Origin of the sequence: Streptomyces sp. 2-1, from assembly GCF_048564895.1 — a bacterium.
In the GTDB taxonomy this organism is placed as follows: domain Bacteria; phylum Actinomycetota; class Actinomycetes; order Streptomycetales; family Streptomycetaceae; genus Streptomyces; species Streptomyces phaeochromogenes.
Genome location: NZ_CP183383.1, coordinates 6,394,014 through 6,406,316, shown reverse-complemented (window position 1 = coordinate 6,406,316; position 12,303 = coordinate 6,394,014). Strand labels below are relative to the sequence as shown.

The following is a 12,303-nucleotide window of genomic DNA, read 5'->3' as shown; positions in this document are numbered from 1 at the left end:
CTCCGTGCCCGCCGCCACGGACACCTTCCGCGCCGGCCGCCCCCCTCAGCGCGCGGTCGATCCCAGGGGGCCCAGGGTGTCGCTGTACGGGGCCCCGAGCCACCGCAGCACCGCGTCCGTGCCGCCGCGGGCGTCCAGCTTGGCGTAGATGTTGCTGAGGTTGTTGCGGACGGTCTTCTCGCTCAGCCCTAACCTCAGGCCGATCTCCTGTGCGCCCAGGCCGGTCGAGAGCAGTTCCATGATCTCCCGCTCCCGGGGCGAGAGCAGGGCGCGCATCCGCTCCGTCGTCTCCCCGCCGCCCGGTATCCGCCGGGCGGCGTCGCGCAGGGCGGCGCACGCGGTCGGCGAGAGGTAGGTGTGGCCGACCGTGGCGGCCATGACCGCCGAGGACAGCATGTGGGTGCAGTAGTCGCCCTCGACCAGATAGCCCGCGCCGCCCCGGAACACCTCGACCACCGTCTCCGTGTCCCGCCGGGGGCTGAGGACGATCACGGGGGCGCTCATCGCACCCATGCCCTTCAACAGCCCCGCGAAGGCTGTCGACGGGTCCTCGCAGCGGAGAACGACGACGTCCACCGCGCCCTCCGACGAAAGTTCCCGGAGCGCGCGGTACGGCGGGGACAGGCGCAGCACCCGGCCCACGTACGGATCGTCCGGGGCCGGCCAGTCCTCGTGCGGCCAGTCGCCGTCGGCGCAGGCCAGGGCGACGGACAGCTTGCGGGAGGGATCCGTCGGCACGGTGGTGCTGACGGGCGCGGAGCTGGGCCGGGAGCCGTGCTGTGCACTGTGCTTGGAAGTTCGGACGTGCCGGGGGGATCGCACTTCGCGTGTCCTTCCGCCGAAGCCATGACGTCCTTACATACGCGGCACAGGCGGAAGTTGTTCGAAGTTTCAAGAAAGAACTGTCTGGCTGTCAGACAGGTTCCCCGGAGCGGCCCACAACGGCGACCCGCAACAGCGACCTACAACAGCGGGGCGACCTCGGCCCCGAACGCGGCCATCTGGTCGGTGAGTTCGGTACGGCTCCGGCTGCGGAACCGCACCTGGATCTGGTGCACCCCCATCGCCCGGTACGCGCGCAGCGACTCGGCGAGCGCCTCGGGGGCCCCGGTGAGAGTGCGGCGCCCCACGCTCCACCCCGGCTCCCCCACGTACAGCGGCTCGGTGATCGCGCCGACGGTGAGGGGTTCGGAGACGCCCGCCTCGTCCCGGAGCCGTCGAACCCGGGCGATCTGCTCGGGCAGCCGATCACGCGGGTCCCCCTGCGGCAGCCACCCGTCGCCCCGGACCGCGGCACGCCGGACGGCGGCGGGCGAGGACCCGCCGACCCAGACGGGCACCCGTTCCTGCGTGGGCCTGGGAAGCTGCCCAAGCCCTTCGAAGTCGTACAACTTCCCGTGGTGGGTGGGGAATTCATCGGGCCCGAGCGCGGCCCGCAGCGCGTCGACGCACTCGTCGAGCACGGCCCCACGCCGCTCGAAGTCCACCCCCAGCACCTCGAACTCCTCCTGTACGTGTCCGGCGCCGACCCCGAGGATCAGGCGCCCTCCGCTCAGGTGGTCGAGGGTCGCGTACTGCTTGGCGGTGAGCAGCGGGTGCCGGAGCCCGACGACCGCGACATGGCTCAACAGCCGTACACGCTCGGTGACTCCGGCCAGGAAGCCGAGGGTGGCGACCGGGTCGTACCAGACCGTGCTCATCGCGGCGGCGAGGCGGCGCGGTATGGCGACGTGGTCGCAGCTCGCGACGTAGTCGAAGCCGGAGCGGTCGGCGGTACGGGCGATCTCGACGAGGTCGTCGGGACCCGCGTCCGCCTCCCATGCCTCCGCGTACATGGTGCTCTGGGACTGGACGGGAAGCTGGATCCCGTAGGTGAAGGTCGCGTTGCTGGAGGAAGTGTTGGTGCGGGACGTGTTGCTGGGGGACGTGTTGCTGGGGTCTGTGTCGTCGAGGGAGGCGCTCAACGGGCACCGCCCGGTCCGGCCCACAGTCCGTCCTCCGTGAGCCCCAGGAGTTCGATCGCGTTGCGCCGTACGATCCGGTCGACAACGTCTGCGTCCAGGTGGCCCATCTGCGCCTCGCCGACCTCCCGCGACTTGGGCCAGGTGGAGTCGGAGTGGGGGTAGTCGGTCTCGTAGAGGACGTTCCCCACGCCGATCGCGTCGAGGTTCTTCAGGCCGAAGGCGTCGTCGAAGAAGCAGCCGTAGACGTGCTCGGTGAAGAGTTCGGACGGCGGGCGGTGGACCTTGTCGGCGACGCCGCCCCAGCCGCGGTTCTCCTCCCACACGACGTCCGCGCGTTCGAGGATGTACGGGATCCAGCCGATCTGGCCCTCCGCGTACATGACCTTGAGGTTCGGGAAGCGCTCGAACTTGCCGCTCATCAGCCAGTCGACCATCGAGAAGCAGCAGTTGGCGAAGGTGATCGTGGAGCCGACGGCCGGCGGGGCGTCGGCGGAGGTGGAGGGCATCCGGCTGCTCGACCCGATGTGCATGGCGATCACGGTGCCGGTCTCGTCGCAGGCGGCGAGGAACGGATCCCACTCGTCCGTATGGACGGAGGGCAGTCCGAGGTGCGGAGGTATCTCGGAGAAGGCGACGGCCCGTACACCGCGGGAGGCGTTGCGCCGCACCTCCTGCGCGGCGAGTTCCGCGTCCCACAGAGGTATGAGGGTGAGTGGTATCAGGCGGCCCGCCGCATCGGGGCCGCACCACTCGTCGACCATCCAGTCGTTGTAGGCGCGCACCGAGAGGAGCCCCAGTTCGCGGTCCTTGGCCTCGGTGAAGGTCTGGCCGCAGAAGCGGGGGAAGGTGGGGAAACAGAGGGCGGACTGGACGTGGTTGACGTCCATGTCGGCCAGGCGCTGCGGGACGTCGTACGAGCCCGGGCGCATCTGCTCGTACGTGATGACTTCGAGTTTGATCTCGTCCCTGTCGTATCCGACGGCGGTGTCGAGACGGGTGAGGGGGCGGTGCAGGTCCTCGTAGACCCACCAGTCGCCGATCGGGCCGTCGTCCCCCGGGTTTCCCATGACCGGGGCGAACTTGCCGCCCAGGAAGGTCATTTCCTTGAGCGGGGCGCGGACGATGCGCGGGCCCCGGTCCCGGTACTGCGACGGGAGCCGGTCCCGCCAGACGTTGGGGGGCTCCACCGTGTGGTCGTCCACCGAGATGATCTTCGGGAAGGTCTCCATGGGTTTTACGGTAGCGCCGATCTGACGGCCCGTCAGCTATCGTGCGGCGGCTCTCTGGAATGCGGGAACCTCGTCATGGGGTTGCGGGGAGGGGGTGTGGGCTCTGTGAGGGCTTGCGCCACTCGGCACGGCGGCCTGTGATCGGTATCTCCCACGGCTGACGCATCCGCCATGAACAAGGCAAACTGGCCTGGTTGTCATGACGTTTCGGCAGGGGGCAGCGATGGACGGTGTACCGCGAGTACCGGAGCAGTGGCGTCCCGATGATTCGGCGGCGCTCCGCTTCAGCGTGCTCGGCCCGGTGCGCGCCTGGCGTGGGGCGGATTCCTTGCCCACCGGGTCCCCTCAACAACGTGCCCTGCTGGCGGCCCTGTTGCTCCGCGAGGGCCGCACGGCTACTGCGGGCGAGCTGATCGACGCGTTGTGGGGGGAGGAGCCGCCTTCGCAGGCGTTGGCGGCGGTGCGGACGTATGCCTCGCGGTTGAGGAAGGTCCTCTCCCCCGGTGTGCTGGTCAGCGAGTCGGGCGGGTACGCCGTCCGGCTCACCGACGAGTCCGGCGTGGGCGCTTCGCTGGACCTCGCGCTGGCCCAGGAGCTGGCGGCCGACGCGGAGAAGGCGAAGACGACGGGTGACCTGTGCCATGCGCGCGCCCTGCTGAACAAGGCGCTGAGCCTGTGGGACGGGGAGGTCCTGGCGAGCGTTCCGGGTCCGTACGCGGAGACCCAGCGCGCCCGTCTGGAGGAGTGGCGGCTCCAACTCATCGAGTCCCGGCTGGACATGGACCTGGAGCAGGGCTGCCACGCGGAGGCGATCTCCGAACTCACCGCGCTCACCGCCGCCCACCCCCTGCGGGAACGGCTGCGCGAGCTGCTGATGCTGGCGCTGTACCGCTCGGGCCGGCAGGCGGAGGCCCTGGCCGCCTACGCGGACACCCGGCGGCTGCTGGCGGACGAGCTGGGCGTGGACCCGCGGCCCGGTCTGCAGGAACTCCAGCAGCGCATCCTCCAGGCGGACCCGGGCCTCGCGGAGCCCTCGGCCCCGCTGGCGGCCGAGACCGCTGCCGCCCCGGTGCGCCCGGCCCAACTCCCCGCCACCGTCTCGGACTTCACCGGCCGGACGTCCTTCGTGTCCGAGCTGAGCGATGTGCTGGCGGCGGCGTCGGCGTCCGAGGGCCGGGTGATGGCGGTGTCGGCGCTGGCGGGCATCGGCGGCGTGGGCAAGACGACGCTGGCCGTCCATGTCGCACACCGGGCACGGAACGCCTTCCCGGACGGACAGCTCTACGTGGACCTCCAGGGAGCGGGCGCGCGGGCGGTCGCGCCCGAGACGGTCCTCGGCTCCTTCCTGCGCGCCCTGGGCACCGCCGACGCGGCGATACCGGACTCCCTGGAGGAGCGGGCGGCCCTCTACCGCTCCACCCTGGACGGCCGCCGGGTCCTGGTGCTGCTGGACAACGCCCGCGACGCGGCCCAGGTACGCCCCCTGCTGCCCGGCATGGAGGGGTGCGCGGCGCTGGTGACGTCGCGGGTGCGGATGGTCGACCTGGCCGGGGCCCATCTCGTCGACCTGGACGTCATGTCGCCGGAGGAGGCGCTCCAGCTCTTCACCAAGATCGTGGGCGAGGAGCGGGTGGCCTCGGAACGCGAGTCGGCGCTGGACGTGGTGGCGGCGTGCGGATTCCTGCCGCTGGCGATCAGGATCGCCGCCTCCCGCCTGGCGGCCCGGCGTACCTGGACGGTCTCGGTCCTCGCCGCGAAGCTCGCCGACGAACGACGCCGGCTGGACGAACTCCAGGCGGGCGACCTGGCCGTGAAGGCCACCTTCGAGCTCGGCTACGGACAGCTGGAGCCCGCCCAGGCCCGCGCGTTCCGGCTGCTCGGGCTGGCGGACGGTCCGGACATCTCGCTGGCCGCGGCCGCGTCGATGCTCGATCTGCCGGTCGAGGAGACCGAGGACCTGCTCGAATCCCTCGTCGACACCTCACTGCTGGAGTCGGCCGCACCCGGCCGCTACCGCTACCACGACCTGGTACGCCTCTACGCGCGTGCGTGCGCCGAGAGGGACGAACAGCCACCGGGCGAGCGGGCGGCGGCGATGTCGCGGATGCTCGACTTCTACCTGGCCACGGCCGCCGGGGTCTACGCAATCGAGCGGCCCGGGGACCGGCTGGTGGACCACCTGGAGGTGACGGAGTACCCCGGGCTGCGGTTCACCGACGGCAGCGCCGCCCTCGACTGGCTCTACAACGAGGCCTCGCCCCTGCTGGCCTGCGTACGGCAGTCGGCGGGTACGGACCGGCTGCGGCGCGCGGTGGACCTGCTGTGGGCCGCCAAGGACCTCACCGAGTCCGGGGCCAACTCCCACCAGTACGAGACGACCGCGCGGGCGATGTGCGACGCCACGCGGACCGCGGGGGACGCACACGCGGAGGGCAGAGCGCGGACGACGTTCACCAATGTCCTGCTGGTCTCCGGCCGCATCCAGCAGGCCGCCGAGCAGGCCCAGCTCGCCATGGAGCTCGCCGCCTCCGCCGAGGACGCCATGGCCATGAGCTGGGCGGCCAACGACCGCGGGCTCACCCTCATGCACCAGGAGCAGTACGCGGACAGCAAGCCGTTCTTCGAGCAGGCGATCGAGGGATACGCCACGATCGGCAACCGGCCGCTCGAAGCGCTCAGCCTGTGCAACCTGTCGCGGGCGCACCTGGGCATGGGGAACATCGCCATGGCGGTGGAGATCGCGCAGCGCGCCCTTTCGGCGTACCTGGAGATCGGCCAGACCCTGCGCCTCGCCAACGGTCACTTCACCCTGGGTATCGCCCTGACGAGGGCCGGCCGTCACACCGAGGCCCTCAGCCAGTTCTCCGACGCCCTGTCCGTCTTCGGCAGCCACCGGCAGCGGCTCTGGGAGGGGACGACCAACTTCCGGATCGCCGAGGTGCACCTGGCCGCCCGTCGCCCCGCGCAGGCGGCCCAGCACGCCGAGCAGGCCCTCGCGCTCGGCTGCATCGGCGGCGACCGCATGCAGGGCACCGTGCTGACACTCCTCGGCCGGGCCCTCACCATGCTGGGGCAGGTGGACCGGGCCAGGGTCTGCTGGCGCGAGGCGCTCAACCTCTACGAACAGCACGGCGGTGCCGCGCAGGCCGAGGAGGTACGCGCGCTGCTCACGCCCGCCACCGCGGCGTGAACGGGGTGCCGGTGACGGGGCAGTAGCGGACGTTCAGCATTCGTTTATCTCCGCCCGGCACTCTCGTACGTGTCACACCGTCGCGTCGGGGGGCAGACGGTCTGACCAGGAGCCCAACGGCTAATGTGCGGCTCCGAACGCCCGTCCAGCGACCCTCGGGGGAGTTTCTGGGCGGGCGTTCCTTACTCGTCACCACAACGGAGGGATTCAGGCCCATGAGCGAGACGAAGAAGGAAACGGACCTCACCACGCAGGACAACGGCATGCCGACTCCGCCTGCCAAGGACCCGGTTGTGACTCCGCTCGACAACGGGATGCCGACGCCGCCCGCGAAGGGCTCGGACGCCACCACGCAGGACAACGGGATGCCCGCGCCGCCGGTCAAGGACCCCGAGGTCACCACGCTCGACAACGGTATGCCCAGTGAGCCGGCCGACATCCGGACGATGGACAACGGCATGCCCTCCCCGCCGGCGCTGGACCTCGACGGCGGCAAGTAGAGACTTTCAACCCGACGGGGATCGGCCGCGGTGGCGCGGAGGGGGAGCCACCGCGGCCGAAGTCTGTCCGGGTACGGGGACTGGTACGGGCACGGGTATGGGCACGGTTTGGGTACGGGCCAATCGGTGGCCCGAACCGTTCGATGCCGTCGAACGGGCATCCCGCTTGTCGCTAGCGTCCCTTGATGTCCGGAAGTCCCCTCTCCCACAGGAGCCGGCATGACCCGAGCCAAGAAGATCCTCACCACGATCGCCCTGATACTCACCGCCGCCGCGGCCTCCGCGAGCCCGGCCCTGGCCGACAACTCGATGCCCGCGCCCGCCCCGGACACGGCCGTTTCCGTGGCCTCGTCGGCCAACTCCGCGCCGTAGAAGACCCGATGGGGGCCGAGCCGGGCGGGCTCGGCCCCCATCGTCACCCTGGCCGGTTCCGCTCCTCGGTCAAGGCCGTCCACCATCAGGCGACGCGGTCACCGCACCCGGGGGTGGTGGGGGTGGGCGGCGCCGACGGGCCGTTCGCGGGAGGAGCCTGCCTCGGCCCTTCCCAGCGCGCCGACGCGAACAGGACACCGACCACCACGGCGGCCAGCACGAGCAGCAGAACAGCGCGGCGGACAGGACGACTGACAGCCAGCCGGAACCGGGCACGACCGGACGGCGGGGCCGCGGGCCGCAGATCGGACAGGCCGACGGAGTCGGTCCGGGCCCGCAGGGCGTCGCGCAGCCGTTGTTCGAGGGGATCCGGGGGCAGGCCGGAGCCGGGGTCGTACTCGATCATCGCGACTCCTCCGGGATCACGCGGGGCTTGAGGACTTCAGGGCTTCAGGGCCTCATCGGGGGCTCTCTGGCTGCCGCCGGGTCAGCAGGCGCAAGGCGGCGGCCCGCCCGCGGGCATCTCCTCCCGCCGGTACGACACCCCCGGCGCCCGGACCCCACAGGACGGACCCGGACCGAGGGACGGTGGAGCCGCCGGGCATCCGCCCGGCGGCCACCTCACCTCAGGCGGACCGCTGACCAACCCGACGCCGGTCAGCAGCCCCCGCCCCCGTTTCCCCAGGTGACCCGCGGGTCCCCGGGCCCGCGGGTCACCGTCCCTCAGCGCTTCGAAGGAGCGCTGACCTTTGCATCGCTGTAGGAGTCGGGCTTCGCGACGTCGTCGCTGTCGCCCGGGACCGCGTCGACCGGGTCGTCGTCGCCGGGGCCGGGCTCCGCGCACGTGTCACCGTCGGCGGGCACCGCGTCGATAGGGCCCCCGGAGCGGACGTCGATCCGTCCCTTGTCGTCGACGGTGACGTCCGTGTAGGAGCCGGGCTTGGAGAGTTCGGCCTTGCCGGGCACCGCTTCGACCGAGTCCCCGTCGCCGAGGTCGATCGGGCCCTTGTCGTCGATCTCGACGTCCTTGTACGAGCCGGGCTTCGGGAGTTCGCCCTTGTCCGGCACCGCGTCGACCGGCTCCGGCTCCTCGCACACGTCGGAGTACCACACCTGCTGGACCTTCTCCGGGGCGGGCGCGGGGTTGCCGGCGCTGGCCTGGGCGGTGAACGTGCCGCCCATACCGATCGCGGCGGCGGCAGCGGTGACTGCGACGGCGATGCGCAGCCGACGCGAGCGGAGGCCGCCTCGGGCAGTCTGACCTGCGGACATGTGATTCCTCGAATCGTCGATCGTGGCTGTTTCGGACGGGCCGCCGCCAACGGGTGGTTTCCCGTGGCGAAGGCCTCGGCTCGGAGGCGCCTCCACCCGGACAGACGTTCCGGCCGCATCGAGGTTGCAGGTCCGAGCACTCTTTTCCCGCGGGCACCGCGAGTCCTGCGGGCGCCACAAAGCTGCGTCTTGCGGGCACCACAAGGCCGCGACAACCCCGGAGGGAGGGTCGTCGCGGCCGGGGCACCCCGCTCTCAGGCGCAGAGTTCGCCGTCGATCAGGTCGTTCTGGGCCTGCTCGGTGGAGAGGTCGGAGGCGCCGTCGCCGGTCGCGTGCAGGACCACGACCCGGCGGCCGTCCGGGCTGACGCCGTTGCGGGTGGTGTAGCCGGGGAAGTCGCCGGCGTGGCTGTAGTAGGAGCCGCCGCAGGTCAGCGGGACCTGCAGCAGGCCCAGGCCGTAGCGCGCGCCGGGCCACACGGGGTCGAGGTCGGCGGCCCGTACGGTCGTCTTCATCTCGGCGAGCTGTGCCGGGCGCAGCAACTTGCCGCCCAGGAGCGCCTGGTAGAAGCGGGTCAGGTCGGCCGTCGTACCGATCATCGCGCCGGCCGCACCGGCCGCCGACGGATTGAACCGGGTGGTGTCGATCGTCGGCCCGGTCTTCCCGAAGTCGGAGTAGCCGTGCAGGTGGCGGCCGGGGATCCGGGAGTCCGTCGTCGGGGCGGAGGTGTCGCGCAGGCCCAGCGGGCGGATGATGCGCTTGGTGACCTGCTGCTCCCAGCTCTTCCCGGTGACCTTCTGGATGATCATCCCGGCGAGGATGTAATTGGTGTTGGAGTACGCCCACTTGGCGCCGGGCTCGAAGTCCGGGGCGTGCCCCGTCGCTATGCCGACCAGCTGCTCCAGGGTCCAGGTGGTGTAGCGGCCGGCCTGGTACTCGTCCACGCTGGCCAGCACCGGGAGGTCCGCGGTGTAGTTGAACAGTCCGCTGGTGTGCTGGAGCAGCTGCCGCACGGTGATCCTGCTGCCGTCGTTGCCGTTGCCGGACACCACTCCCGGCAGCCAGTGCTCCACCGTGTCGTCGAGCGACAGGCGTCCCTCGCCCACGAGTTGGAGTACGACCGTGGCGACGAACGTCTTGCTGGCGCTGGCCATCCGGAACCGGTCGCCGGAGCGGGCGGCGGCGCCGGTGGCCTTGTCTGCCACCCCGGCGGTGGCGTACCGGGAGCCGCGCGGCCCCGTCGACTGGGCCACGACACCGACGGTCCCGGTCTTCAGGATCGCCTCCACGCCCGCCTGAAGACCCTTGTCGTGCGTCTTGGCGTACTTGTTGAGCGTCTTGTCGTGCGTCGGGCTCGCCGCCTGCCCCGTCGCGCCCGCCGCCGGCAGGGTCAGTCCGATACCGGCCAGGGCGGTCACCAGCGTCGTGGCCACAATGCGGGACGTGAGCTTCGTCTTCATGCGGGCGGGCTCCTTGCGGGTCGGTCGTCGTACCGCCGTTGCGGTGTGATCACCAACCTAGGAATTCCGGCCCCGCGTCACGATCCGGCAGCCTGGCCGTTCGGAGCGGGTGCCCACCCCACCGTGCCGGTAGCGCCTGCTGTACCTGACCCGCCCCGACCTCGGCCAACACCACTGGCATCAAGGGGTGGTGATGGTACGTCAGGTGCGGCGGCGCGCGTCGTCGAGGTAGCGCAGGACCGCCGCGACGCGTCGGTCGACCTGGTCGGCGGGCGACAGGTCGAGCTTGGCGAAGATGCTGCGGATGTGCTTGTGGACGGCGCCGTCCGTGACGACGAGCCGTTCGGCGATGGCGCCGTTGCCCAGGCCCTCGGCCATCAGCCCGAGCACATCGCGCTCGCGCGGGCTGAGCCGTTCCAGGCGGGTGTCCTGGCGGCTGCGGGTGAAGAGCTGGGCGACGACCTCCGGGTCGATGGCCGTGCCCCCGGCGGCGACCCGGTTGAGCGCGTCGAGGAACTCCTCGACGCGGCCGACCCGTTCCTTGAGCATGTAGCCGAGCCCGGTGACCCCGCCGGCGAGCAGATCCGTGGCGAAGGACTGCTCGACGTACGCCGACAGGACGAGGACCGCGAGATCGGGCCTGCGGCGTCTCGCCTCGACCGCCGCGACTATCCCCTCGTCGGTGTGCGTCGGCGGCATCCGTACGTCGAGGATGGCGACGTCGGGCTTGTGGGTGTCGATGGCGTCGAGGATGCCGTCGGCGGTTCCGGCGGTGGCCACCACGTCGAGGCCCTCGGCGCGCAGCAGCAGGGCAAGTCCCTCCCGCAGCAGCGGGTCGTCCTCGGCGATCACAATCCGCATGGCATGTCCACCTTGAGAGTCGTCGGGCCGCCGGGCGGGCTGGCCAGGTCGAGGGTGCCGTCGTGGGCCGCGATGCGGCGGCGGATGCCGGTGAGCCCGGAGCCGCCCGCCTCGTCGGCGCCGCCGCGGCCGTCGTCGGTGATGTCCAGCCGCAGCCGGCCGCCGCGGCTGCGGACCGTGACGGTGACGCTCTTCGCCCCGCTGTGCTTGGCGATGTTGGTCAGCGTCTCGGCGACCACGAAGTACGCGCTGGCCTCCACGGACGCGGCGCACCGCTCGGGCGCCTCGACGTCGATCCGGCAGGGCACCGGGCAGCTCGCGGCGAGTCCGGTGAGCGCGCCTTCGAGGCCGCGGTCGGCCAGTACGGGCGGCAGGATGCCCCGGGCGACCGAGCGCAGTTCGGCCAGGGCCTGCTCGGCGGCGCTCTGGGCGCGTTCGAGGAGTTCGTCGGCGCCCGCCGGGTCGCGGGCCACCATGCGGCGGGCGGCGCCGAGCAGCACGGTGACGGTGACGAGGCGGTTCTGGGTGCCGTCGTGCAACGACCGCTCGATGCGCCGCAGTTCGGTGGCGTGGGCGTCCAGGGCGGCGGCCCGGGTGGCGGTGAGTTCCGCGACGCGCAGGGACAGGTCGGTGTCGGGTCCGGCCGCGAGGAGAAGGCGTCCCGGACGCGCCTGGAGCCGTGCCATCGCGGGGCTGAGGCCCAGGATGATCGCGATCCAGCCGAGCCCCAGCAGGGTCACGGCCAGGGCGTCGGGCCAGCCCTGGGCCTGGCCGAGCCCCACGGACGTACTGGTCGCGTTCTCCGGCATGAGGCGCCAGTACAGCGGGAACAGCCCGTCGCGTACGGCCATCAGCGGCAGCAGCAGCGCGATCACTCCGAGCAGCAGCCCGAGCGTGCCGTGCCGGGCCAGCCAGCGCAGCTCCCGCCGGGTGGTCGGGTCGACGAGGGCGAGCCGCAGCCGGGTCGGGGCCGGGTCGGGGCCGATGATCTCGGGACCCCACCGCGCGAGCCGGTGGCGTTCACGGTCGGCGAGGGAGTGCAGGGCGCGCAGCGCGACGGGGGCCATGAGCAGCCCGACGCCCACGACGGACGTCACGGCGGTGACGGCCAGCCAGAACAGCACGGCAAGCGCGAGCATCGCGGTGCCGAGCCCGCCGATGAGCTGGCCGAGCGCGGCGCCCGCGGCCTCGGCGGCCCGGATCGCGCTCGCCCTGATCCCGGGCCGGTCCGCGTGGACCGGCTCACCGTGCCGGGTCGAGGTCGACATCCGCCCCCTCCCTTCCCTCTCGTCCCTCATACCCCTCTTGCCTCATACCCCTCTTGCCTTCGCACCTTCGCACCTTCGCCAACGGCTTTGCGCGGTCGGGCGGTTCTGACGGCTCACAGGCTCACTGACTCACTGGCTCACAGGCCGGGGGCTCGGTCAGGAGCCTAGAGGTACAGCCTGCTGTACC

11 protein-coding genes are annotated in these 12,303 nt (G+C 71.8%); 3 read left to right on the top strand and 8 right to left on the bottom strand.

Going from position 1 to position 12,303, the window contains the following annotated elements:
- Positions 1 to 45: 45 nt before the first annotated feature.
- From ACN20J_RS28440 to ACN20J_RS28430, 3 genes are all read right to left on the bottom strand, one after another.
- A complete protein-coding gene (locus ACN20J_RS28440) occupies positions 46 to 822 on the bottom strand; it encodes a response regulator transcription factor (protein WP_419667100.1) in 777 nt (258 codons plus the stop codon).
- Positions 823 to 962: 140 nt separating this feature from the next.
- Positions 963 to 1,865, bottom strand: coding sequence for an LLM class F420-dependent oxidoreductase (locus ACN20J_RS28435; RefSeq protein ID WP_419668973.1), 903 nt, complete (start codon positions 1,863 to 1,865; stop codon positions 963 to 965).
- A gap of 95 nt (positions 1,866 to 1,960) precedes the next feature.
- Positions 1,961 to 3,193, bottom strand: a complete 1,233-nt coding sequence (locus ACN20J_RS28430) for an amidohydrolase family protein (RefSeq protein ID WP_190229031.1) — start codon at positions 3,191 to 3,193, stop codon at positions 1,961 to 1,963.
- Between the two features lie 223 nt (positions 3,194 to 3,416).
- Between ACN20J_RS28430 and ACN20J_RS28425 the strand changes: the two genes are divergently transcribed.
- The 3 genes from ACN20J_RS28425 to ACN20J_RS28415 all read left to right on the top strand — a co-directional run bounded on the left by ACN20J_RS28425 (position 3,417) and on the right by ACN20J_RS28415 (position 7,255).
- On the top strand, positions 3,417 to 6,383 hold the full coding sequence (locus ACN20J_RS28425) for a BTAD domain-containing putative transcriptional regulator (RefSeq protein ID WP_419667099.1): 2,967 nt from the start codon (positions 3,417 to 3,419) through the stop codon (positions 6,381 to 6,383).
- A 215-nt stretch (positions 6,384 to 6,598) separates the two neighbouring features.
- Entirely contained in the window at positions 6,599 to 6,883 is a 285-nt protein-coding gene (locus tag ACN20J_RS28420) for a hypothetical protein (RefSeq protein ID WP_246575157.1), read from the top strand.
- 219 nt (positions 6,884 to 7,102) lie between these two features.
- Positions 7,103 to 7,255, top strand: a complete 153-nt coding sequence (locus ACN20J_RS28415; protein ID WP_419667098.1) for a hypothetical protein — start codon at positions 7,103 to 7,105, stop codon at positions 7,253 to 7,255.
- A gap of 85 nt (positions 7,256 to 7,340) precedes the next feature.
- Here the strand turns inward: ACN20J_RS28415 and ACN20J_RS28410 are convergent, their stop codons facing one another.
- From ACN20J_RS28410 to ACN20J_RS28390, 5 genes are all read right to left on the bottom strand, one after another.
- Positions 7,341 to 7,661 (bottom strand): hypothetical protein, encoded by a 321-nt coding sequence (locus tag ACN20J_RS28410; protein ID WP_419667097.1) that lies wholly within the window; start codon positions 7,659 to 7,661, stop codon positions 7,341 to 7,343.
- A 317-nt stretch (positions 7,662 to 7,978) separates the two neighbouring features.
- A complete protein-coding gene (locus tag ACN20J_RS28405; protein WP_361922122.1) occupies positions 7,979 to 8,527 on the bottom strand; it encodes a hypothetical protein in 549 nt (182 codons plus the stop codon).
- A gap of 254 nt (positions 8,528 to 8,781) precedes the next feature.
- Positions 8,782 to 9,987: a serine hydrolase domain-containing protein gene (locus tag ACN20J_RS28400; protein ID WP_419667096.1), complete on the bottom strand. Its 1,206-nt coding sequence runs from the start codon at positions 9,985 to 9,987 to the stop codon at positions 8,782 to 8,784.
- A gap of 201 nt (positions 9,988 to 10,188) precedes the next feature.
- Complete coding sequence (locus ACN20J_RS28395; RefSeq protein WP_190229026.1) at positions 10,189 to 10,848, bottom strand: response regulator transcription factor; 660 nt, start codon at positions 10,846 to 10,848, stop codon at positions 10,189 to 10,191.
- Positions 10,836 to 12,116, bottom strand: a complete 1,281-nt coding sequence (locus tag ACN20J_RS28390) for a sensor histidine kinase (protein ID WP_419667095.1) — start codon at positions 12,114 to 12,116, stop codon at positions 10,836 to 10,838. Before ACN20J_RS28390 ends, ACN20J_RS28395 begins: the two co-directional genes overlap by 13 nt.
- Between the last annotated feature and the right edge of the window lie 187 nt (positions 12,117 to 12,303).

Bases quoted from the DNA above. Each gene is read 5' to 3' on its own strand.
- ACN20J_RS28400 (WP_419667096.1), bottom strand. From the start codon at position 9,987: ATGAAGACGAAGCTCACGTCCCGCATTGTGGCCACGACGCTGGTGACC.
- ACN20J_RS28425 (WP_419667099.1), top strand. From the start codon at position 3,417: ATGGACGGTGTACCGCGAGTACCGGAGCAGTGGCGTCCCGATGATTCG.
- ACN20J_RS28415 (WP_419667098.1), top strand. From the start codon at position 7,103: ATGACCCGAGCCAAGAAGATCCTCACCACGATCGCCCTGATACTCACC.
- ACN20J_RS28395 (WP_190229026.1), bottom strand. From the start codon at position 10,848: ATGCGGATTGTGATCGCCGAGGACGACCCGCTGCTGCGGGAGGGACTT.
- ACN20J_RS28430 (WP_190229031.1), bottom strand. From the start codon at position 3,193: ATGGAGACCTTCCCGAAGATCATCTCGGTGGACGACCACACGGTGGAG.
- ACN20J_RS28405 (WP_361922122.1), bottom strand. From the start codon at position 8,527: ATGTCCGCAGGTCAGACTGCCCGAGGCGGCCTCCGCTCGCGTCGGCTG.
- ACN20J_RS28420 (WP_246575157.1), top strand. From the start codon at position 6,599: ATGAGCGAGACGAAGAAGGAAACGGACCTCACCACGCAGGACAACGGC.
- ACN20J_RS28410 (WP_419667097.1), bottom strand. From the start codon at position 7,661: ATGATCGAGTACGACCCCGGCTCCGGCCTGCCCCCGGATCCCCTCGAA.
- ACN20J_RS28390 (WP_419667095.1), bottom strand. From the start codon at position 12,116: ATGTCGACCTCGACCCGGCACGGTGAGCCGGTCCACGCGGACCGGCCC.